16 protein-coding genes are annotated in these 22640 nt (G+C 60.6%); 7 read left to right on the forward strand and 9 right to left on the reverse strand.

Annotation, left to right across the window (positions count from 1 at the left end):
* Window positions 1-26: 26 nt before the first annotated feature.
* The 8 genes from GBEM_RS07620 to GBEM_RS07655 all read right to left on the reverse strand — a co-directional run bounded on the left by GBEM_RS07620 (window position 27) and on the right by GBEM_RS07655 (window position 10035).
* Window positions 27-1244 (reverse strand): DUF294 nucleotidyltransferase-like domain-containing protein, encoded by a 1218-nt coding sequence (locus GBEM_RS07620; RefSeq protein ID WP_012529949.1) that lies wholly within the window; start codon window positions 1242-1244, stop codon window positions 27-29.
* A gap of 204 nt (window positions 1245-1448) precedes the next feature.
* The gene (locus tag GBEM_RS07625) at window positions 1449-3437 is read right to left on the reverse strand and encodes a solute symporter family protein (protein WP_041263099.1); all 1989 of its coding nucleotides are present in this window, start codon (window positions 3435-3437) and stop codon (window positions 1449-1451) included.
* A gap of 22 nt (window positions 3438-3459) precedes the next feature.
* Window positions 3460-3771, reverse strand: coding sequence for a DUF485 domain-containing protein (locus GBEM_RS07630; protein ID WP_012529951.1), 312 nt, complete (start codon window positions 3769-3771; stop codon window positions 3460-3462).
* 876 nt (window positions 3772-4647) lie between these two features.
* A complete protein-coding gene (locus GBEM_RS07635; protein ID WP_012529953.1) occupies window positions 4648-5697 on the reverse strand; it encodes a hypothetical protein in 1050 nt (349 codons plus the stop codon).
* Between the two features lie 12 nt (window positions 5698-5709).
* Complete coding sequence (locus GBEM_RS07640) at window positions 5710-5961, reverse strand: hypothetical protein (protein WP_012529954.1); 252 nt, start codon at window positions 5959-5961, stop codon at window positions 5710-5712.
* Window positions 5962-6040: 79 nt separating this feature from the next.
* Window positions 6041-6238, reverse strand: a complete 198-nt coding sequence (locus GBEM_RS07645; RefSeq protein ID WP_012529955.1) for a hypothetical protein — start codon at window positions 6236-6238, stop codon at window positions 6041-6043.
* A gap of 396 nt (window positions 6239-6634) precedes the next feature.
* Window positions 6635-8020, reverse strand: coding sequence for a sigma-54-dependent transcriptional regulator (locus tag GBEM_RS07650; RefSeq protein ID WP_012529956.1), 1386 nt, complete (start codon window positions 8018-8020; stop codon window positions 6635-6637).
* Between the two features lie 44 nt (window positions 8021-8064).
* Entirely contained in the window at window positions 8065-10035 is a 1971-nt protein-coding gene (locus GBEM_RS07655; protein ID WP_012529957.1) for a cache domain-containing protein, read from the reverse strand.
* 180 nt (window positions 10036-10215) lie between these two features.
* Here GBEM_RS07655 and GBEM_RS07660 point away from each other — a divergent pair, with 180 nt between their 5' ends.
* A complete protein-coding gene (locus tag GBEM_RS07660) occupies window positions 10216-11109 on the forward strand; it encodes a DUF2156 domain-containing protein (RefSeq protein ID WP_012529958.1) in 894 nt (297 codons plus the stop codon).
* On the opposite strand, the gene mnmH is transcribed toward GBEM_RS07660, so the two are convergent.
* Window positions 11084-12124 (reverse strand): tRNA 2-selenouridine(34) synthase MnmH, encoded by a 1041-nt coding sequence (mnmH, locus tag GBEM_RS07665; protein ID WP_012529959.1) that lies wholly within the window; start codon window positions 12122-12124, stop codon window positions 11084-11086. The genes GBEM_RS07660 and mnmH overlap by 26 nt on opposite strands.
* 304 nt (window positions 12125-12428) lie before the next feature.
* Here mnmH and secA point away from each other — a divergent pair, with 304 nt between their 5' ends.
* The 6 genes from secA (at window position 12429) to GBEM_RS07695 (ending at window position 22550) form a co-directional block, all read left to right on the forward strand.
* Window positions 12429-15305 carry a preprotein translocase subunit SecA gene (gene secA, locus GBEM_RS07670; RefSeq protein WP_012529960.1) on the forward strand — a complete coding sequence of 959 codons (2877 nt, stop codon included), beginning with the start codon at window positions 12429-12431 and terminating at the stop codon, window positions 15303-15305.
* 165 nt (window positions 15306-15470) lie between these two features.
* Window positions 15471-16646 (forward strand): bifunctional glutamate N-acetyltransferase/amino-acid acetyltransferase ArgJ, encoded by a 1176-nt coding sequence (argJ, locus tag GBEM_RS07675; protein ID WP_012529961.1) that lies wholly within the window; start codon window positions 15471-15473, stop codon window positions 16644-16646.
* Between the two features lie 83 nt (window positions 16647-16729).
* The gene (locus GBEM_RS07680) at window positions 16730-17137 is read left to right on the forward strand and encodes a DUF2914 domain-containing protein (protein WP_012529962.1); all 408 of its coding nucleotides are present in this window, start codon (window positions 16730-16732) and stop codon (window positions 17135-17137) included.
* A gap of 56 nt (window positions 17138-17193) precedes the next feature.
* Entirely contained in the window at window positions 17194-18339 is a 1146-nt protein-coding gene (locus GBEM_RS07685) for a serine hydrolase domain-containing protein (protein WP_012529963.1), read from the forward strand.
* A 240-nt stretch (window positions 18340-18579) separates the two neighbouring features.
* Window positions 18580-19797: a response regulator gene (locus tag GBEM_RS07690; RefSeq protein ID WP_012529964.1), complete on the forward strand. Its 1218-nt coding sequence runs from the start codon at window positions 18580-18582 to the stop codon at window positions 19795-19797.
* A gap of 86 nt (window positions 19798-19883) precedes the next feature.
* The gene (locus GBEM_RS07695) at window positions 19884-22550 is read left to right on the forward strand and encodes a valine--tRNA ligase (RefSeq protein ID WP_012529965.1); all 2667 of its coding nucleotides are present in this window, start codon (window positions 19884-19886) and stop codon (window positions 22548-22550) included.
* Window positions 22551-22640: the final 90 nt, after the last annotated feature.

Here is a 22640-nt window from a genome sequence, read left to right on the forward strand (position 1 = left end):
GCCCCGGCGGGGGCAGGGGCAAGGATCTAAACTATGGAGAAGTTGGTGTGGATGGTCTTCTGCAGGTCCTCTATCATCAGAAGCGCCTGCCTGATCCTCTCCCGCTCGTCGGCCGGAAGCGAGTAGGGGTTCAGGTAGTAGGCGTCGTCCTGAATCCCCTTGATCACCTTGACCTGGAGCAGGATGCGGTGTTTGGTGAGGATCCGGTACGCCTCGATAAGCCCGCGCGCACTCTCCGCGGAAAAGCTGTGCTCGCGCTCCAAAAGCTCGATGCGCCGCACCGTCGAGGTGGCGGGGATCCCCTGGTTGATGGCGAGAATCCTTACGTTCATCACCAGCGGCGCCCAGGCGAGGAGCTTCAGGTTGAAGCACCCCTTGTGCTCGCCGCTTCCCTCGGTCCAGAAGCGCTTCAGAAACCCTAGTGCCAGCCGCATCTCGGTGGCCGCCTTGGCCATACCCCAAAGCGCCATGAAGTAGTCCTGTAAAAGCGAGCGGATCCGGCTTACCAGGACTCCGGCGAGCTCGCCGTCTCCGGCGACGAAGCGGGCGTCGGAAAGTACGATCAGGTCCATCAGGTTTTTGCCGTAGTCCTCGGTCTCGTAGCGGACTATCCCCAGAAGCCGCCGCTGCCACTGCGACAGCGAACCGCGCCAATTGTCGTTGCAGGGCATGATGCCGCCGGTGCATTTCTTGAAACCAATCTCCGCCAGCCGCTCCACGAGGATCTCGGAGTACTGCCTGAACCAGGCGTCCGCCTCTTCCCCTCCCTCGTCGCCGTAGACGATCAGGTAGTCCTGGTCGGTGATGAGGGTCTGCTCCTCCCGCCCGTCGCTTCCCATGCTGATCAGGGCGAATGGGACCGGCGGGGGGGTGCCCATCTCCTCCATTACCAGTTGAAGGGCGCGGTCGGCCAGGGCATCGCGGTAACTGGTGCAGTTCTCGTGCAGCGCGGTGACCGAATAGAAGGAGAGGAAACGCTCCATCTCGATCCGGTTCAGTTCCTCGTGGATCTGGAAGAGCCGGCCGTAGTCGGACTCGCGGCGCACCCGCTCGAGAAGCTGCTCCTCCTCGCCGGAAGCGTTGCGCAACTCTCCCAACTCTTCTTCGACTTCGAGCTTAAGCCCGTTGAGGAAGCGGCGCATCTCTCCCCGGTCCAAAAGCGGCAGGTACGCGTGCACCTCCCCCAGGAGCTCTTTGAGGAGTTCCGCGTCGCTTGGTTCTGGTAGGTAGACCCGGTGTGGCATGCTATCCGCCTGCTTTCAAATGAGATCGTGGCGTTGATTCTACAGAAAAAAACTATGATGTAAAACTGTTTTGCAGCGGATCGGATGGCTAGGTATAAAAAAAGGGGTTTTGGGCCTCGTTACAGTCCTTTTTTGCCGCCTCAGAAACAAAAAAACTGGGGAAGGTTTCCCTCCCCCAGTCGATTCAACCCTATACGTTTGCTGCTAGTGTTCGACTGCCTTGGCCATACCCAAACCGGTGTTCTGGCGTACGTAGACCTCGTCGAACATCTCTTCGGAACGCCTGTTCGGGAAGGCGAGGCAACCGAGGATGGCGGCCATGAAGCCCAGCGGGATGGAGACGATGCCCGGGTTCTTCAGAGTGAAGAGCGGCTTCTCCAGGCCGACCATGGAGGTGCCGGTCTGCTGTGCGTCCACCTTCGCCTTGGCGAGCGCCTTGGCGTCTTTCTCGGAGAGGGTCTCGCCTGCCGGCAGAGCGGCCTGCTTCTTCTCCATGGCGACGACCACCTTCTTGGCGCCTTCGGCCACCACTTTCGGGTAGGTCATGTTGGGGGAGACCATCACCAGCGCGATGGAGGCGATGGTGCCGACCAAAAGGCCGGAGATGACGCCGGCGGTGTTGAACTTCCTCCAGAAGAGCGAGAGGATGACGACCGGCAGGTTGCCGGAAGCGGCGACCGCGAAGGCGAGTGCCACCAGGTGAGCGACGTTCTGCTTCTCGGCCGCGAGGCCGATCATGATGCCGCAGGCGCCTACCACGAAGGAGGTGGCGCGTGCCGCGAAGACCTGCTCGTGCTGGTCGGCGTGGCCGTCTTTGATCACGTTGACGTAGATGTCGTGTGCGATGGCCGCGGAGGCCGCGAGCACCAGGCCGGAGACGACGGCGAGGATGGTGGCGAAGGCGACGGCGCACAGGAAGGCGAGGAAGAGGTCGCCGAAGACGGGTGCGATGTCGGCGCCCATCTGCTGAGCCAGCATGAGGGTAGCCATGTTGCCGCCCGGGTCGACCTGGGTGATCCCCTGCGGGGTGAGGTGGATGGCTGCGCCGAAGCCGAGCAGGGTGGTCAGGACGTAGAAGCCGCCGATGATGAACATCGCGATGATGACCGATTTACGCGCCGCCTGTGCGGTCGGGACGGTGAAAAAGCGCATCAGGATGTGCGGCATGCCGGCGGTGCCGAGCACGAGGGCCATCCCCAGGGAGATCTGGTCCAGCGGGTTCTTCATGTAGAGGCCAGGCTCAAGGAAGCGCTGTCCTGCGTCCGCGCCGGCAAGGATGACGCCGTCTTTCAATACCAGCTTGGAGACGTGGTCCTGGATGTCGGGGCTGTTGACGATGGTGGAGAAGAAGCCGATCGGGTTGAAGCCTGCCTTGATCATGACCAGGAAGGAGAGCAGGAAGGCGCCCGACATGAGGAGGCCTGCCTTGATGATCTGTACCCAGGTGGTGGCGACCATGCCGCCGAAGACGACGTAGCCGACCATGAGGATGCCGACGCCAATGATGGACATCTTATAGGGGATGCCGACCAGAAGCGCCATCAGCTTGCCTGCACCGACCATCTGGGCGGTGAGGTAGAAGGTGGAGACCGCGACGGTGGAGAGGGCGGCGAAGGCGCGCACCGGTTTCGGGGAAGTACGGAAGGAGAGGATATCCCCCAGGGTGTACTTGCCCGCGTTGCGGCACGGTTCGGCCACGATCAGGAGCACCGTGATGTAGGCCACCAGCCAGCCGACCGAGTACATGAACCCGTCATAGCCGTAGAGCGAGATGAGGCCGGAAATCCCCAGGAAGGAGGCTGCCGACATGTAGTCGCCGGCGATGGCCCAGCCGTTCTGGGTCCCCGTGATGCCGCCGCCTGCGGCGTAGAAGTCGGAAGCTGTCTTGGTCTGCTTGGCAGCCCAGACTACCACACCCATGGTGATGGCGATGATCACCATGAACATGCCGATGGTGATGGTCCTGTTGGTCTTTAACTCCCTTTTGGCCGGAGCGGGCTTGGCCGGGGCGGGCGTTGCAACCGCCTGGGACTGGTTGACCTGGGCTGCGGGGGCTGCTACCGCGGGGGCTGCGCCCTGAGCTGCGGGTGCGCTCACCGCGGGGGCTGCGGCCGGGGCTGCCTTTTGCTCTTCGGCAAAGGCGGCAGCGGCAACGGAGAGGGCCAGGGTGGCTGCAATAAATATCTTTTTCATCGTCATTGTCGTTCCTCCTTTCCTAGAGATGCAGTTCGTCGATCAGTTCCCTGGTCAACCGGTCAAAGTCCTTGTTGGCGACGTGCGAGTAGTAGAGCGCGATTCCCCAGGAGACGAAGAACTGGGAGAGGGCGAAGACATACCCGAAGTTGATGACGCCGATCATCTTGACCTTGAAGATCCCCGGTGTGTACGCCGCCCCGATAGGGAGCAGGAAGTAGTACACGCAGGAGAAGATCCACCATCCGAAAAGGAAGGCCGTCTTCTTGTGGTGCAGTTCCACGAATTTTGGATTTTTTGCGATTGCTTTCCAGTCGTACTGTCTTTCTGCCATGGTAGTCACTCCTTTCTTGTAAGCTGCGCTGTTGTGGTGACGGCGTCCCGCCCCCGTGGTCAAGTTCCGATAAATCCCCCTTTCCGATTTCCTTTTATTTTCGATGCGTATTCTGCAGCTTCTGAAACTTGGTTTGTTAAACGGATCTGTCGTTATTGGCGGCCGTAACTGGTTCTGTTCTCAGCTTTTTTAAGAGAGGTGCATGGCACCCTTGTTTGCACCGCCCCCGGGTTATAGGAGCGTTTCAGCGTATACGTGAAATTGTTTTATCACATGATTTGCAAATGTACAATAAAAATAAACAGCGTTCTAAAGCAAAAAATAATAGTCAGGGATGAAAATTGCGGATCTGGTAAGCTGTAATTTGTTGAAATCACATGATAAAAATTGAAATGTGCGACTAAATTATTTTTTATTATTCTGAGAGGTTTGGTGCGGGAGAGGGTTGCCTTGGTGGTTTTGTAGCGGAGGTTTACGGCTGACTCAAACGCTGTCGCATTGTTTGGTGGGAAAATGCCGCTACTGTTTGTTATCGGCATAGCTGAAGAAAACTTTAGGACTTTCCGCAAAATAATACTGCAAAGGCTTCTGGTTTTCAGGACTTAACGGCATCGGTGGGGGGTGAAACGGCAAGACGACAGTCGCTGCAGGATGACTCCGGGCACGAGCTTGTGAGAGGGAAACCGCCGCTCGCGGCAAGATAGATCATGATCTTTTGCTGCAACAGAAGAGCCAGCTAGTGCTATTCTTTGATGCTTGGAAAAAGCAGTTACATTGTTTTATTGCAGATGTATAAACGTGTGAGCTGATAAATAAAAAGGGAAAGCCAAGTCCGGCTTTCCCTTTGAAAATAATTACTTCTAGAAACAGATGCAGCTACTGTTTTCCCAGAGACAATGATTTGGACGGTCCGTTCATTCGTATCGCTGCGGCGAACTCCATCCAGAAGATGAGATAGATGGATACCATCAGCGACAATCCGATGTTGGCGTTTTCGGGTCCTAGCGCCTTGGAAAGGATGGGGGAGGCGAACCCCGCTCCGAGGGTGCCGGTGGCACGCTCCAGGAGGTAGAAGATGGGGAGGGTGACCAGGGTGCCGGCGATCATGATGCCGATGCCGCGTCCGCGCTTCACCCAATACTTGGGGGAGAAGCCGAACATGCGCATGAAGATGACTACCAGGATGATCCAGACCGAGTAGTCCACCGCTGCGTCCGGGAGCGCGAGCTTGTTCTTGACCAGCGCCACCTCCAGCACCGTCACCGCGAAAAGGAGCACGAACATCCAGTTGAACTTCTCGTTGGCCTGGGTCTGCCAGTTGCGGCTGTCGGGCGCGGCGGTCTCGCGGGCGGAGTGGTTCGGGGTCCCAAGGGCCGAAAAGAGGATGGCGAACCAGATGCCGGCGTTGTGGAACAAAAGCGAGGCATGGTTGCCGGCTACGTTGGCGATGCGGGACATGGGGTCGCGGGCGAAGTCGGCGGCGATTCTCATCAGGAACAGGTTTACGATGATGGAGCACATGATGATGACGGTCAGGGTGAAGATGCGCCGCGGCAAAAGGTACGGGTCGATGCGGTCCGGGAACCCGAGGATGAAGGCAAACCAGATCAAGTACATGATGAGCGGGATGCCGAGGCAGATGCCGTAGACGGAGTTCCCAGCGAAGTCGCCGTTTTGGGCGTAGATGATGTAGTTGTTCTTGTCGTCCGCGTCGGTGTTCGCCGCCTGGACCACTTCCTTGGGGACCTTCTTTACGTGGGGGAGGAGTCCCATGCCGTACCAGCCGTGGTCCCCCTGGGCCGTGTCGACCACCCAGTACTGCTCACCCATCATCTCGTCCAATCCCTGGAAGATGCGCAGCGAGAAGGTCGCGCAGATCACGACTACCAGCAAAAGCAGCAAGATGTTGGACATTTTCATGGGCATGACGACGTCCTCCTACTCCTTGTGGGTGGTCCAGAACATGGAGACCGCGTTGGCTGCGAAAAGGCCGTAGAGCCACATGGTGTTCCAGGCCGGTCCCGACCAGTGGCTGCCGCGTCCTCCGCCGACAACACCCGAAGCGATCACTATGCCGATCATAGCGGTGAAGGCTACCATGGCGACAGCTCGCAGTATGGCGCTGTTGCGCCACGTGTGCCGCTCTAATTCCTCGAGTCTTGAGAGCAGTTCAAGTTCTTTTTCACTCATCGCCGTTCTCCTTTTGCAATCAAAAACATGGTTTGCTGCTTGCCATTCATACCGTCGCTTCGCCCGGAGGCCCGTCGGCTCACGCCGGGCAAAGCTTGTGATCGAGCGCCCCTAGCGGGACGCGGTCGGAAAGCTCCTGGTACTTTAGGCATTCCCCGTAACGGCAGCTGCAGAAACTGATGATCTGCTTCACGTCGTGCGGCGAGATGTAGCCGCAGCCGACGTCGCAGTAATCATCGTTTTTGCCGTAGAAAGGGCAGACCGTAGCTTCCCGCATAAGACCCCAATACCTTTTAAAAAGCAGACGATACTCAAGCAAGAAAGAGTGACGTCTACACCATTAGCAACCACCGTACCAATTTTGAGTTTACAGCTGGTGTTCCGGTTAAAGGTAGGAATAACGCGTTGTTAGGAGGGGATCGATGCATGGCGGCCGTAGCGCACGATGGGCGCTTTCGCACAAACGCAAATTGAAATTAGAGGGGAGCTTCGCGATGTCTCGCCTTAGGTTTTGCCGGCAAAAGAGGAGGTCAGGCGGTAAAATGCCGCATTTCAGACGGGTTAGACACCTGGGACGGCGCGGAGAGGGGACATTTGCAGCCTTGCAACAGCGAGAAACGTCGTTTTTGCAATGCTGCAAATAGTTCCGCTGCCTTGCGGGGAAAGCTGCGGTTTACAAGTTGTACTCTTCCTTCCTGATGCCGTACTTCTTGATCTTGCGGTAGATGGTCGCCATGTTGGTGCCGGCCTCTTTCGCTGCTGCCTCGACGTTCCCCTGGTTTTTGCGCAAAAGCCCCCGCAGGTACTCCGTCTCGAAGCGCATCAGTGCCTTGGCGTATTCCCCTTCTTCGGCCGGCGCCTCGCCCCCCGTCTCCAGCGGGGCCACCTCGATGAACTGGGACAAGACCGGGAAGGTGATGTAGTCGTTGTTCTCCATAGCGAGGCACGCCTCCATCACGTTTCTAAGCTGCCGGATGTTGCCGGGCCAGGGAAACTCCGCCGCCGCCTCCAGCGCCTCGCGGTCGAGCCCCTTGATCTGGGTCCCGAACTTGGAGTTCTGAAGCGAGATGAAATGCGCCGCCAAAAGCGCTATGTCGTCCTTTCTCTCCCTTAGGGGGGGGAGGTGGATGTTGACCACGTTCAGGCGGTAATAGAGATCCTCGCGGAAATCACCCGCCTTGACCGCCTGCTTCATGTCGGAGTTGGTGGCGGAAAGGACCCGGACGTCCACCTTGGTGGGGGTGGGGTCCCCCAGCCGGTTGAACTCCTGTTCCTGCAGAAAGCGCAAAAGCGTCTTTTGCACCGTCATGGGGAGGTTTCCCACCTCGTCGAGAAAGAGGGTGCCGCCGTCGGCGGTCTCCAAAAGCCCGCGGCGGTTCTCCGCCGCCCCGGTGAAGGCCCCCTTGCGGTAGCCGAAGAGTTCGCTTTCCAAAAGGGAGGCGGGGAGGGCGCCGCAGTTGATGGCGACGAACTTCTTCTCCTTTCTGGGGGAGTTGTAGTGGATCGCCTGCGCTATCAGCTCCTTTCCGGTGCCGGATTCGCCGGTGATCAGCACCGAGGTATCGCGCACGGCGAGCTTCTCCACGCGCTCCAGGACCTCCTTGAGCGCGGTGGAGGCGCCGATGATGTTGCCGAAGTTGAACCTCCCCACAAGCTCCTCCCGGAGTTCGCGGTTCTCCTCCATGAGGCGGGTGTGCTGCAGGGCGTTCTTCACCCGGTACAGGAGCTCCTCGGGCTCGAAGGGCTTGGTGAGCATGTCGTAAGCTCCCTTCCTGAGCGCCTGTATCGACATCTCCACGGTGGCGTAGGCGGTGACCATGATGACCGGGAGTGCCGGGTCCTTCTGCTTTACCTTCTGCAAAAGCTCCAGCCCGTCCATCCCCGGCATCTTGATGTCGGTCACCAAGAGGTCCCATTGGCCCGCCTGGAAGCTTTCGGCCGCCTCGAAGCTCCTGGTGTGCGCGGTGACCGCATAGCCATTGTCGGAGAGGACCGCCTCCATCATGCGGCATAGCCCCTCCTCGTTGTCCACCACCATGATCCTTTTCTTTCCTGTCACGCTTAGCCCTCCGTACCTCTCCCCGCAGCGGGGCGGCACTTATCTTAACAGTAGTCGTCCCGGTTGATCGGCAGCCGCACCTCGACCGTGGTCCCGGCGCCGATCTCGCTCTCGATGCCGATCTTGCCGTGGTGCTGCTCGACGATCTGCCTGGTGATGGCAAGCCCGAGCCCTGTTCCCTTGACCTTGGTGGTGAAAAACGGCTCGAAGATCCGCTCCATGTGCTCGGCCGCGATTCCCGCGCCGTTGTCGGAGAACTTGAGGCTCACGCAGTTGTCTTCCCCGTTTTGGGTGCTGACCACGAGCTTTCCCCCCTTTTGCATGGCGGCGCCGGCGTTCAGGATCAGGTTGATCGCCACCTGGCGCAACTGGTCGCCGTCCACCATGATCTCCGGAAGCGAGGGGTCGAAGCTTTTTTCCACCGAGACGTGGTGCATGTCGGTGTGGTTCGCGGCGAAGTCCACGATCTGCTCCAAAAGCGCGTTCAGGTCGGTCGGCTCCAGCACCGGCTGCGGGGTGCGGGCGTAGGAGAGGAGGTCCTGCACGATCTTCTTGCAGCGCTTGCTCTCGCGCTTGATCTCGTGGATGAACCGGTAGTTGGGGTCGTCCGGGGAGAGCTTCTTCTCTATATACGCGGCGTACCCCAGTATCACCCCGAGCGGGTTGTTGATCTCATGGGCGACGCCCGAGGAGAGGACGCCTAAGGACGCCATCTTCCCCTGCTGGGCCAGGTTCGCCTCCAGCTCCTTGTTGTGCTTGATGATCTTGGTCATCCGGTTGAAGGCGGTGGCGAGTTCCCCCAATTCGTCCTGGGTCTCCACCTTCATGGTCTCGTCCAGGCGCCCCTGCTTCACCCTCCTGATCACCTCGATCATCCTGGAAATCGGCTCGGTCATCACCCTGGAGGCAAGAAGCACCAGGAACACGGCCATCACGCTTACCAGGATGGTGAGCACCACCATGCTCTCCATGATGCGCCCCTTGATCACGTTCGCCTCCTGGTAGAACTCCTCTTCGTAGGAGCCTACCGCGACGATCCAGTTCCAGGGCTGGAAGTACTCGTAGCGGACGATCTTCATCCTGGGGCCGCTGTCCCCCTTGTTCTTCCAGGGGTAGCGGATCCAGCCGGTTTTCCTCTCGCACATCTCCTTGATGAAATGCTGCCCGCTGAAATCGACCGCGTTCAGGAAGTTCTTTCCCTCCCCGGTCGGGTGGATCATGAAGTTACCCGAGGTATCCATGGCGAAGATGTAGCCGGTCTTGCCCACCTTCTTACCCTTGATCTTTTCCTTCAACTCCTGGAAGGAGCGGCGCTCGAAGGCCACGTCCTCGTAGGTCTCCTCCAGGTAACCCCCTGCCGCGATGATCCAGTCCCACTCCTTGAAGTAGCGGTAGGCCACCACCTTCTTCCTGAGCGACTTGTCGCCCAGTGCCGCGTTGCGCCAGGGGTAGACGATGTAGAGCACCTCGCCGGGCTTCGAGCGGCGGGCCTTCTCTATCATCTCGCGGATGAAGTAGCGCCCGGTCTCGTCCCGGCTGTCAAAGACGTTGACCCCTTCCTGCGCCACGTGGACCTTCAGCTCTCCGCGGCTGTTCATGGCGTAGATGTAGCCGGTCTTCCCCACGTTTACCTTGGCCAGGGCGTTACGCGCCTCGCGCTGCGCCGCCGCCATGTCCATGCGCCCTTTTTGCTGCAGGCTCTGCTGCGACTTCACCACGTTGAAGGCAAGCTCGCTCACCGTCCTCAACTCTTCGTGGAAGGTCTTCTCCTTGTCCTGCTTGTAGACCTGGAACTGTTGGTAGTGGGAGTTCAAAAGGTCGACGGTGAAGCCGGCCATGTGCTGCAGGTCGTCCTTGCTGGTCTGGGTGATCCCCAGATAGGCCTGCTTGGTGGAGATGTAGCCGATGACCCCGCCCACGAGGAAGATCGGTATGATCGCCAGCGGCAACACCAGCACCACCATCTTCCAGCGCAGTTTCAGTTTGTTTATGAAGGCGAAGAGGTACTTCTGCACGGCTCCCCCGGCTGAATCGGTTTAGGCGTAGGCCCTGTCGCTGTGGCCGGATAGGTACTTTTCGGCCAGTGTAAAACAACGTTCGCAATACTATCGTATACGGCGCGGCAATTGCCAGCGTTTTTTCGCATTTTTGCAAATATGTCGGTATACTGTTGAAAATTTTTTTCCGGAGCCGCCATGGAAATCCCGCAGTACCCCAACTCCAGGGGGATCAACGTCGACGACAAGTCGCAGCTGGACCCGCTTTTCGACGCGCTGCAGCCGCGGGTCTCCGAACTCACCTTCGCGAACCTCTATCTATTCAGGAAGGCGCACGACTACAGGCTTACCCGGTTGGGGGACGCGGTGCTGGCGCTTGGGCGCGGCTACGACGGCTCCCCCTATTTTCTTCCCCCCTTTGGCGGCGACATTGCCGCCGCGACCCGCAGGCTTCTCGATGAAGGACTCACCCTCTACGGCGCCGACGACGGTTTCCTCTCCCGCTATCTCCCAAACTTTGGGCTCGAAGTGGTCCCCGACCGCGACAATTTCGACTATCTGCATCTGAAACAGGAGATGGCGGAACTTAACGGCAAAAAGTACCACAAGAAAAAGAACCGGGTGAATTACTTCCAGCTGCGGCACCGCCACCAGGTGGAGCTCTTCAACGAGGGGCACCTGGATGGGGCGCTGGAACTATTGGAGCAGTGGCGCCGGGTGCGCGCCGAATTCGGTGAGGAGTCGTCGCTCGCCCAGGAGGTGGAGGGGGCGACCGAGGCGCTGAGGCTTAGGGAAGCGCTCGGGTTGTCGGGGGTGGTGGTGCTGGTCGATGGGGCGGTGAGGGGGTTCGCGCTAGGCGAGCGGCTGAACCGGGAGACGGCTGTCTGCCATTTTGAGAAGGGGGACCTGTTCCTGGAGGGGCTGTACCAGTTGCTGGACCGAGAGTTCTCCCGGCTCCTCTTCCCCGAGTGCAGCTACCTGAATCGGGAGCAGGACCTGGGGGAGCCCGCCTTGAGGCAGGCGAAGCTCTCCTACCACCCGGTGGAGCTGCTGGCGAAATACCGGGTCAGGCGCTCGCGCCATCCGTTTTGAAACGCAGGGATAGATAGCGCTCCAGCTCGACGGCCGCCTGGTCGAAATCCTCCATGCCAAGCTCCGTGTCCGCCTCCCAGCTGCGGTTTTTGTAGTAGACCTTGTCGTAGTAGTCGTTCACAAGTCCCGCCATGAAGGGCTCCAGCTCCCATTTCTCCAGGTTTTCCGCCAGCTCCTCGCACCTTTTCCCGCCCAGTTTCTTCCGGATCCTCTGCAGCGCTACCGCCATCTCTTCCTTGTAGCCGGGAAGACCGTACTCGTCGATGAGCCGCTGCACCCGGGTCTTGAGCTGCGCGTGGCACCAGACCCTGATGCCGGCCGCCATCTTCTGGTAGAAGTCCCCGGGAAGCGACACCCGCCCGATGCGCTCGCTCTCCCCTTCCAGGATGAGTGGGCGCCCCGCCGGGGCCTTCCTGATCTCGTCCCACAAAAGGGTCTCGAAGCGCTTCTGGGTGAGGGTCTGGTTCAATCCCAGCTGGCCGAAGGCGGAACCGCGGTGGCAGGCGAGCCCCTCCAGATCGAGCACCGAGTTGCCGCGCTCTTTCAGGCGCTGCAAAAGCGTGGTCTTGCCGATGCCGGTCATGCCGTGCAAGACGACGAGCGGCGCCTTGGGGGTGAAGGGGGTGAAGTACTCGCTCACCTCGTGGCGGAAGCTCTTGTACCCTCCTTGCAGCTGCACCGCCTTGAAGCCGGCGAGATCCAGGATGACGGTGACCGTCTTGCTCCTGAGCCCTCCCCGCCAGCAGTAGACGAGGATCGGCCTTCCCGCCGCGGCTGTCGCTATCTCCTCCACCATTTGCGGGAAGCGGTGCGCGGTGAGCTCGAGCCCCCTTCTCCTTGCGGCATGCGGGCCGGTCTCTTTATGCAGGATGCCGATCTCCACCCGCTCTTCGTTGGTGAGAAGCGGGACGTTGATGGCGCCGGGGAGGTGATCCTCCTCGTATTCCAGGGGGGTGCGTACGTCGACTACGAGATGGGTGTCGATGAGTTCTTCGTTAAATGGTACTGTTTCCAAGTTGCAGGGCTCCTTTTTGGCGGGCTCATTATAAAGAGAGCCCCAGCGGAATGCAAGGAGGAGCTTTTGGGAAGGGAAAGGGAACCGGCACCGGCGGCACAGGCGCGGCCCCCGGGCTCTCCTACCACCGGAGGGGGGAGGTTGGGAGGGGGGATGAGAGGCTTGCGGCGCCGCGAAGGGGGGTGAATGAAACAGTGCTGTTAGGTGCCCGCCGCTGAAGCCTTTTCAGTTGAGGCTTTCTCACTTTTATGGTAGCGTACCTTGTTTTTTCATCACTGTTTCTACGGCCAAGGAGAATCGATAGATGTTTGGAGCGCTGATAAAGAAGTTAGTCGGGAGCAAAAACGAGCGGGAATTGAAGCGGATGTGGCCCATCGTCGAGCGGATAAACCAGCTGGAGCCCGAATTGGTCAAGCTCTCCGACGAGGCGCTGCGCGGCAAAACCGCCCAGTTCAAGGAACGCTACAGCCGCGGCGAAAGCCTCGACTCTATGCTCCCCGAGGCGTTCGCCGTCTGCCGTGAAGCGGGAAAGCGGGTCCTCGGCATGCGCCACTTCGACGTGCAGCTGATCGGCGGCATGGTGCTCCACTCCGGCAAGATCGCCGAGATGAAGACCGGCGAAGGTAAGACCCTGGTGGCGACGCTCCCCTCCTACTTGAACGGCATTTCCGGTAAGGGCGTGCACGTGGTCACGGTGAACGACTACTTGGCCAAGCGCGACTCCGACTGGATGGGGCGCATCCATAAGTTCCTGGGGCTTTCCGTCGGCGTCATCGTGCACGGGCTCGAAGACCACGAGCGGCGCGAGGCCTATGCCGCCGACATCACCTACGGCACCAACAACGAGTTCGGTTTCGACTACCTCAGGGACAACATGAAGTTCGACCTGGACGAGTACGTGCAGCGCCCCTTCAACTTCGCTGTCGTCGACGAGGTGGACTCCATCCTGATCGACGAGGCGAGGACCCCGCTCATCATCTCCGGCCCCACCGAGGACTCGACCGACAAGTACTACATCATCGACCGCATCATCCCGCTCCTTAAGAGGGGTGAGGTGATCGAGGTCGAGGCGAACACCCTCTCCGGCAAGAGGAAGACCTACACCGGCGACTTCACCGTGGACGAGAAGGCGAAGAGCGCCACCCTCACCGAGGAAGGCGTGCTCAAGGTGGAGAAGCTCCTGAAGATCGAGAACCTCTACGATCCCCGCAACATGGAGGTCCTGCACCACACCCAGCAGGCCTTGAGGGCACACGCCCTATTCAAGAGGGACGTCGACTACGTGGTCCGGGACAACGAGGTCATCATCGTCGACGAGTTCACCGGGCGCCTCATGCCGGGGCGCCGCTGGTCCGACGGGCTGCACCAGGCGATCGAGGCGAAGGAAGGGGCGAAGATCGAGAACGAGAACCAGACGCTTGCCACCATCACCTTCCAGAACTACTTCCGCATGTACGAAAGGCTCTCCGGCATGACCGGTACCGCCGACACCGAGGCGGAGGAGTTCCACAAGATCTACAAACTGGACGTGGTGGTGATCCCGACCAACCGCCCGCTTTTGCGCCCGGACTTCCCGGACGTGATCTACAAGACCGAGCGCGAGAAGTTCAACGCGGTCATAGGCGAGATCAAGGAGCTGCACGAGAAGGGGCAGCCGATCCTGGTCGGCACCATCTCCATCGAAAAGAGCGAGGAGCTCTCCGAGCTGTTGAAGCGCCAGAGTATCCCGCACTTCGTCCTGAACGCGAAGCAGCACGAGAAAGAGGCGGAGATCGTAGCGCAGGCGGGGCGCAAGGGGATGGTCACCATCGCCACCAACATGGCAGGCCGCGGTACCGACATTCTTCTGGGCGGGAACCCCGACGGCCTCGCCCGGCAGGAGTTCAAGGGGACGCCTGAGGCAAGGACCGAAGAGTTCATGGCCGCCTTCATGGAGACCCTCTCCAAGGATCTCCCGGAGAAGGAGCTCTTGCAGTCCCTGGAGCGCGAGTACCCCGGGATCATGCCCGTCGTCGCCTCATGCCTGAAACAGGAGGGCGAGATCGACCTGGAGGAACTGGAGCAGCAGGTGCTCGCCGAGCACCAGAAGCAGTTCAACCTCCTGGTGGAAAAGAACAAGCCGGTCTGCGCCGTCGAGCATGACGAGGTGGTTGCCCTGGGCGGCCTGCACATCCTCGGCACCGAGCGCCACGAATCGCGCCGTATCGACAACCAGCTGCGCGGCCGTTCCGGCCGCCAGGGTGACCCCGGCTCCTCCAGGTTCTACCTTTCGCTGCAGGACGACCTTTTGCGCATCTTCGGCTCCGAGCGCGTCTCCATGATCATGGACAAGCTGGGAATCGAGGAGGGTGAGGCCATCACCCACGGCCTCATCACCCGCGCCATCGAGAACGCGCAGAAAAAGGTCGAGGCGCACAACTTCGAGATCAGGAAGCACCTGATCGAGTACGACGACGTCATGAACAAGCAGCGCGAGGTGATCTACACCCAGAGAAAAGAGATTCTCGCCGGGAACGAGATCCGGGACAGCTTCACCGGGATGATGGAGGAGACCGTCGGCGACATCGTCTCCGCCTACGTCATCGACCGGACCCCCGCCCGCGAGTGGGATTGGCAGGGGATCACCGACAGCGTGCAGAAGGTGTTCGGCTTCCATCTGGACCTCACCCCGGACCTGATGGACCGGATCACGCCGGTGAACTTCGAGGAGACCCTGAGGACCACCGCCCGCGAGCGTTTCCAGCAGCGGCTGACCGAGTTCGGCGACGACCTGATGGACCACCTGATCAAGGTGATCATGCTCCAGGTCATCGACGCCCAGTGGAAGGACCACCTCCTTTCCATCGACCACCTGAAAGAGGGGATCGGGCTGCGCGGCTACGGCCAGAAGGATCCCAAGCAGGAGTACAAGAGGGAAGCCTACAAGCTCTTCATGGACATGATGCTGCGCATCAGGGAAGAGGTGGTGGAGAAGATCTTCTGGGTGCAGGTGGGAAGCGAAGAAGAGATGGAGCAGTTCGAACTGGAGCAGCCCCAGCAGCGGATGGTCTTCAACCTGGTGGACGAGGAGGCCGCGTCGGCGCCCGCGCAGATGCCCTCCAAGAGCAAGAGGAGCGCGGGTAGAAACGATCCCTGCCCCTGCGGTTCCGGCCAGAAGTACAAAAAGTGCTGCGGCAAGTAATGAAAACAGAGATGAAGCAGATTGAGAGGTGAAGCAGATTGAGAATAAACAGATTGAGATTGAGAAAAACCGTAAACAAGATGGTGATTTTTCGACAAAATCTGGGATGTTCTTAAGCTTTACCTTTATCTTTATCTCTATCTTTATCTGCCTTTAGGAGTTCGCATGAAAGGTTTTCGCTTTTCCGCCGTTGAGGCGGCCATCAAGAAGCCAGGTCGCCTCGATCTGGCGCTTATATTCTCCGACCTGCCGGCCAAGGTCGCCGCGGTCTACACCACCAATAAGGTCCAGGCGGCTCCGGTCATAATTTCGCGCGAGCGCTCCGAAAACGGCTCCTGCCGCGCTCTTTTGGTCAACTCCGGCAACGCCAACGCCTGCACCGGCGAACAGGGGATGCTGGACGCGCTGGAATGCGGACGCAAAACGGCGGAGGCCCTCGGGCTTCCGGACGAGGAGTTGCTGATCGCCTCGACCGGGGTCATCGGGCAGCAGCTCCCCATGGACCGTTTCCGCAAGGGAATCCAGCCCCTGGTCGATCAACTCGACCACGGCACCCTGGAGGACGTGGCGACCGCCATCATGACCACCGACACCTTCGCGAAGATCGAGCGGCGCGAGGGGGAGGCGGGTGGAACGCCATACAGCATCTGGGGCATAGCCAAGGGTGCCGGGATGATCCAGCCCAACATGGCCACCATGCTCTCATTCCTGGTGACCGACGCTGCCGTGGACGGCGCTTTCTTGAAGAGCGCCTTCGCCGAGGCGGTGGACGGCTCTTATAACGCCATCACGGTGGACGGCGATACCTCCACCAACGACACGGCGCTCGTCATCGCCAACGGCGCGGCGGCAAACCCGGTGATCAAGGGGGGGACCCCGGAAGGGGACGCCTTCCGCGCCCTTTTGCACGACCTCCTCTTGTCGCTTGCCAAGCTGATCGTGAAAGACGGCGAGGGTGCCACCAAGTTCGTCGAGATCAGGGTCAAGGGGGCGGCCACCAACGCCGACGCGAAGACCGCCGCACTCGCCGTCGCCAACTCCCTGCTGGTGAAGACCGCCTTTTTCGGCCAGGACGCCAACTGGGGGAGGATCATCGCCGCGGTCGGCTACTCCGGCGCCAGCGTGGAGCAGCAGCAGGTGGAGATCCGCTTCGACGACGTGGTGATGGCTTCCGGCGGGATCTTCGCCGGCGGCGACGCCGAGGCGGCCGGCACCCGCGTGCTGCAGCAAAAGGAGTTCAAGGTCACCATCGACCTGAAGCTGGGAAGCGGGGAAGCCGCGGTCTACACCAGCGATCTCTCCTACGACTACGTGCGCATCAACGCCGATTACAGGACCTAGAGGCTGAAAAAATCCCCCTTTGGGGGTACCGGCACCGATCGCAACTGCCGGCATTTAATTCGGGAATCGCTGCTGGAGGCACCATGAATCGCACCACGCTTTTCACCACAGTCGCCGCTATCCTTTTTATCCTTCTCGCAGGCTTCAGCCAGTCGCACGCCGCCGACCTGAAGATCACCGAGATGGCGGTAACCACCAAGATCGTCAAGGGAAACCCCATCGACTCGGTGCGGCGCATCTCTTCCGCTTCGGTGAAAGCGCTCTATTGCTTCACCCGCTTTTCGGCCCCCGAGGACACCGACACCACGATCAAGCAGCTCTGGTACCTGAACGACGAGGTGGTCGCCGAGTACGAGCTCCCGGTGAAAGGGGCGCACTGGCGCACCTACAGCCGCAAGGTGGTGGAGAAGGGGCTTTCGGGGGAGTGGCGCTGCGACGCGGTTGACGGCGAGGGAAAGGTGCTGAAATCGGTCAACTTCAGGATGAACTAGCCCCCCGCGGGAGCTATCGCGTAATCAGAGCCTTCAACCCCGTTTCTCGGCGAGCCATGCCTTTTTTCAGAAAAATCATCTGTAGCCTCCTACTCGTCCTCTGCGCCACCAGCGGCTATGCCGCCGACCTCGCCAGGATCGACGCGCTGATCGGCGACGCCATAGGCCGCAACCTCATCGCCGGCGGCGTGGTACTGGTCGGGAGCCGGGACAGAATCCTCTTCGAGAAGGCCTATGGCCGGATCTCCCCCCTCCCCGACGCCCCCCTCATGGCGGTCGACACCATCTTCGACATCGCTTCCCTCACCAAGGTCGCAGCAACCACCCCGTCGGTCCTGAAACTCGCCGAAGAGGGGAGGATCTCGCTGATCGATCCCGTGGTGAAATGGTTTCCGGAGATGGCCGGGCATGGCAAGGATTCCATCCTGGTGCTGCACCTGCTCACCCACACCTCAGGGCTCGATGACGTGCAGCTTTACGGGGATAGCCCGATCCGCTCGGCCATAGAGGGCGCCGCCACCCAGAAGCTCAAGGGGGAGGTGGGTAGCCGCTTCCGGTACGCAGACCTCAACTTCATTCTCCTGGCGGAACTGGTGCGCAGGGCGACCGGCGCTCCCCTGGACGTCTACACCCAGGCCTCCTTCTACCGCCCGCTCGGCATGACCGATACCTGCTTCAATCCCAAGAGGGAAGGGCGCTTCTGCGCTACCCTGACCGAGGGGCGCATCCTCATGGGAGAGGTGCAGGACCCGCTCTGCAGGCAGTTGGGCGGAGTGGCGGGGCACGCGGGGCTCTTCTCCACGGCGCGCGACCTGGGCAGGCTTTGCCGCATGATGTTGGGGGGAGGGACCCTCGACGGCAGGCGGGTGCTGGCGGCGAGGACCGTGGACCAGATGACCGCCCCCTACTTCTCGCGCGGCGGCGGCGTGGTGCGGGGCCTGGGCTGGGACATCTCCTCCCCGTTCTCTTCTCCGCGCGGCAACGGCTTCTCCAGGATATCCTTCGGCCACACCGGCTATTCGGGAACCTCTATCTGGATCGACCCGGCGTCAGACACCTTCGTGATACTTCTGACCGCCCGGCTGGACTACAAGAACACCCACGAGTTCAACAAGCTCAGAGGCGATCTTTCCACCGTGGCATCGCAGCTATTCGGCATTCCGCCCGAGCTTGGAGAGATGGCCAGATTCAATGACGAGTAATTAATAGAAAAGGGCAAATACCTTGACACGTTGTACCCTTTATGCTAGCTTTTTCTACCGTTTTGCATGAAACTGGATCACTTTGCGCTCAGTTGTGAACTGTCATTTCTTTCTGTCCTGTCAAAAGACAAATTCTTTGTATCAGCACTTCGATTGCATTGCCTGTCTTAGCCGGACTATTCGACTTTTCTGTGCCAAATTAACTCCTGACAATAAGCTTTCAAAGTAGCGGAGGGATAGATGGGCAATAGACTGCTCCTCGCCGATGACAGCATCACCATCCAGAAGGTTGTGGCAATTATATTTGCCAACGAGGAGTTCGAGCTAACCGTAGTCGACAACGGCACGGCTGCCCTTGAGAAGGCGCGGGAGGTAAACCCGGACGTGATGCTGGTCGACGCCCTGATGCCCGGCAAGACCGGGTACGAGGTCTGCGCCGAGATCCGCCGCGATCCCAAGCTCAACTCCGTACCGATCCTGCTCCTGATCGGCGCTTTCGAGCCGCTGGACGAGGAGAAGGCGCGCGACTGCGGCGCCGACGCTTCCATTTCTAAGCCGTTTGAGTCCCAGCAGCTGATCGACCGGGTGAAGGAGATGCTGGCCGTGGGGAAGTCCCGGAAGAGCGCGCCTATGCCCGCCGCGGCCCCCGCCGCCGACGCCGCCGAGGAGCTTTGGGGCGACCTTTCCTCTTTCGACAACATGCCTCCCGTGGAGGCTCCCGAGGCTGCATCTTTCCCCGATGCCGAGGCGGTCTGGGGAAACGTGTCGGCAGAGGCCGAGCCGGAGCCCATCGCAGCAGCACCCGCGGTATCCGTGGTCGCCGCTGCGGTGCAAGAGGAACTGGTGGAAGCGACGCAGGAGGACGATCTCTGGGGGGCCTTCGAGCTGGAGGAGGTTCAGGCCGCTCCGGCAGCACCTCCTGCCCAGCTTTTCGGGGTAGTGGAGCCGGAAGGGGAGTTCGAGGCCGAGGAGCTCTTCAGCTTCGACGAGGACGCCGAAGACATCGAAGAAACGGGCCCCGCCCTGGACCTGGAGCCCGAAGCGCAGGTAGAGGAATTGCCGGTCAGCATCAGCGAGGAGGAGTTCTTCGCCCTCGCCGAGGAGCCGGCTGCGGCAGCTGAAGCTGCTCCTGCCGCGGCAGCCGAGGCCGAGGCGTTCCAGTTCCCGGAGTACGATCCCTTTGCGACCGTGGCCGAGGCGGTGTTGGAGCGGGAAGCCCCGGCCGTAGCCGCTCCGGTAGCCGAGCCCGCCAAAGTACCGCAGAGTGCAGCTCCCGTCGCTGCCGCTGCAGCCGCTCCGGCTGCTCCTGCGGAACTGAGCGAGGAGCAGTTGGTGGCCGCTCTCTCCAAGGTTTCCAGAGAGGTCATCGAGAGGATCGTCTGGGAGGTGGTTCCCGACCTGGCCGAGGTGCTCATCAAGGAAGAGATCAGGAAATTGAGGTCGGGCGAGCGCGGCTGATCCAGCCCGTCCCGGCATCCGCTTACGAATCAGGGGATTTCACGATCCCCTTTTTTCATACTTTAGATACCGAAGAGGTCGATTAGATGGCAAACAAAGAGCTGGAAAAGGTTTACGAGCCGAAAAGCGTCGAGGAGCGTTGGTACCAGCAGTGGGAGCAGAAGGGTTACTTCCACGCGAACGTCCCCTCCGACAAGCCTGGCTACAGCATCGTGATCCCCCCCCCGAACATCACCGGCGTGTTGCATATGGGGCACGCGCTCAACAATACGCTGCAGGATATCCTGTGCCGCTGGAAACGTATGGCCGGTTACAACGTCCTCTGGATGCCGGGGACCGACCATGCCGGCATCGCGACGCAAAACGTGGTTGAGCGCCAGCTGGCGGCCGAGGGGAAGGACCGTTTCGAGTTGGGACGCGAGGCGTTCATCGAGCGGGTCTGGCAGTGGAAGGGCGAATCCGGCGGGCAGATCATCGGCCAGCTGAAGCGCCTGGGCGCCTCCTGCGACTGGGAGCGCGAGCGCTTCACCATGGACGCCGGCCTCTCCAAGGCGGTGCGCGAGGTGTTCGTGCGCCTGTACCAGGAGAAGCTGATCTACCGCGACAACCGCCTGATCAACTGGTGCCCGCGCTGCCATACCGCGCTCTCCGACATCGAGGTCGAGCACGAGGAGAAGGCGGGGCACCTGTGGCACCTGCGCTACCCGGTGGTCGGGACGAATGACTTCTTGGTGGTTGCCACCACCCGCCCGGAAACCATGCTGGGCGACACCGCGGTGGCGGTACACCCCGAGGACGAGCGCTACGCCCACCTGATCGGGAAGATGGTGATGCTCCCCCTGGTCAACCGCGAGATCCCGATCATCGCCGACGACTATGTCGACCGCGAGTTCGGCACCGGCGTGGTGAAGATCACCCCGGCCCACGATTTCAACGACTTCGAGATGGGGGTCAGGCACAACCTGGACCGCATCAACGTCTTCGACGAGTCGGGCGTCGTGAACGCAGCCGGCAAGCAGTACGAGGGGATGGAGCGCTTCGCCGCCAGGAAGCAGGTGGTGGCCGATCTCGAAGCTGCCGGGCTTTTGGAGAAGATCCAGGACCACGCGCTTTCCGTCGGCGGCTGCTACCGCTGCAAGACCGTGGTCGAGCCGTACATGTCGCTGCAGTGGTACGTGAAGGTTGCACCTTTGGCCGAGCGCGCTTTGGGCGCCGTCAAGGACGGGCGCACGAAGATCGTCCCGCAGCAGTGGGAGAACACCTACTACGACTGGATGGAGAACATCCGCGACTGGTGCATCTCGCGCCAGATCTGGTGGGGGCACCGCATTCCCGCCTGGTACTGCGACCACTGCGGCCACATCACGGTCGCCAAGGAGGATCCGACTTGCTGCGACGAGTGCGGCTCCGACGAGATCCGCCAGGAAACCGACGTGCTCGACACCTGGTTCTCCTCGGCGCTTTGGCCCTTCTCCACCATGGGGTGGCCGGAGAAGACACCAGAGCTCGCCTCCTTCTACCCGACCTCGTGCCTCATCACCGGCTTCGACATCCTCTTCTTCTGGGTGGCGCGCATGATGATGATGGGGCTCCACTTCATGGACGAGGTCCCCTTCACCGACGTCTACATCCATGCCCTGGTGCGCGACGCGCAGGGGCAGAAGATGTCCAAGTCCAAGGGGAACGTGATCGATCCGCTGACCGTGATCGACGCCTACGGCACCGACGCCTTCCGCTTCACCCTGGCCGCCTTCGCAGCACAGGGTCGTGACATCAAGCTCGCCGAGGAGAGGATCGCCGGCTACCGCAACTTCGCCAACAAGATCTGGAACGCCTCCCGCTTCGCCATGATGAACCTGGAGGGTTTCGACCCGAACAGGGTGGACCCGGCTTCCCTCAAGCTTTCCAACGCCGACCGCTGGATACTGTACCGGCTGAACCAGACCGCCGTCTCGGTCGACGCCGCGCTCGGATCCTTCCGCTTCAACGAGGCGGCGAACGATTTGTACCGCTTCACCTGGAGCGAGTTCTGCGACTGGTACATCGAGCTTGCCAAGGACGACCTCTACAAGGGGGACGCCGACAGGCAGGCTTCGGCGAAGTATGTGCTCTGGCTGGTGCTGGAGAACCTGCTGCGCCTTCTGCATCCGTTCATGCCGTTCATCACCGAGGAGATCTGGCAGGCGCTTCCGAAAAAGGATGGCGCCGCCGAGTCGATCATGATCTCCAGCTTCCCGACCCCTTGCGCTGAGTGGGAAGGTTACGCCGCTGCCGCCACCGAGATGGATCTGGTCATGGAAGTGATCAAGGGGATCAGGAACATCCGCGGCGAGATGGAAGTGGCCCCGAGCAAGCAGATCGCCGCCATCCTCGACTGCAAGTCCGAGGCAAGCCTTGCCCTCTTGAAGCGCAACGAGGCCTACGTTATGAGCCTTGCGCGCCTCTCCGACCTGGGCATCGGCCAGGGGATCGAGCGTCCCGCAGAAGCTTCGCTGCAGGTCGCGGGCGACGTCGAGATCATCGTGCCGCTCAGGGGGCTGGTGAACGTCGAGGAAGAGGAGAAGCGTCTAGGCAAAGAGATCGCCAAGATCGAGAAGGACATCGAGTTCCTCTCCAAGAAGCTTGAGAACCCGAGCTTCGTCGAGCGCGCCCCGGCTGACGTGGTCGAGAAGGAGCGCGAGAAGATAGGCGAGTTTGCCAACAAGAAGAAGCTCTTGGAAGAGAGCCTGGAGAAGATCCAGAGGCTCAGGTAGAAGCAGGGGCTAGGGGCTGGGGACTGGGGGCTAGGGAAAAACAAGTTTTTCTCCAGCCCCTGGCCCCTAGCCCCTAGCCCCGCTTTTAAT

The organism is Citrifermentans bemidjiense Bem, from assembly GCF_000020725.1.
GTDB lineage: Bacteria > Desulfobacterota > Desulfuromonadia > Geobacterales > Geobacteraceae > Geomonas > Geomonas bemidjiensis.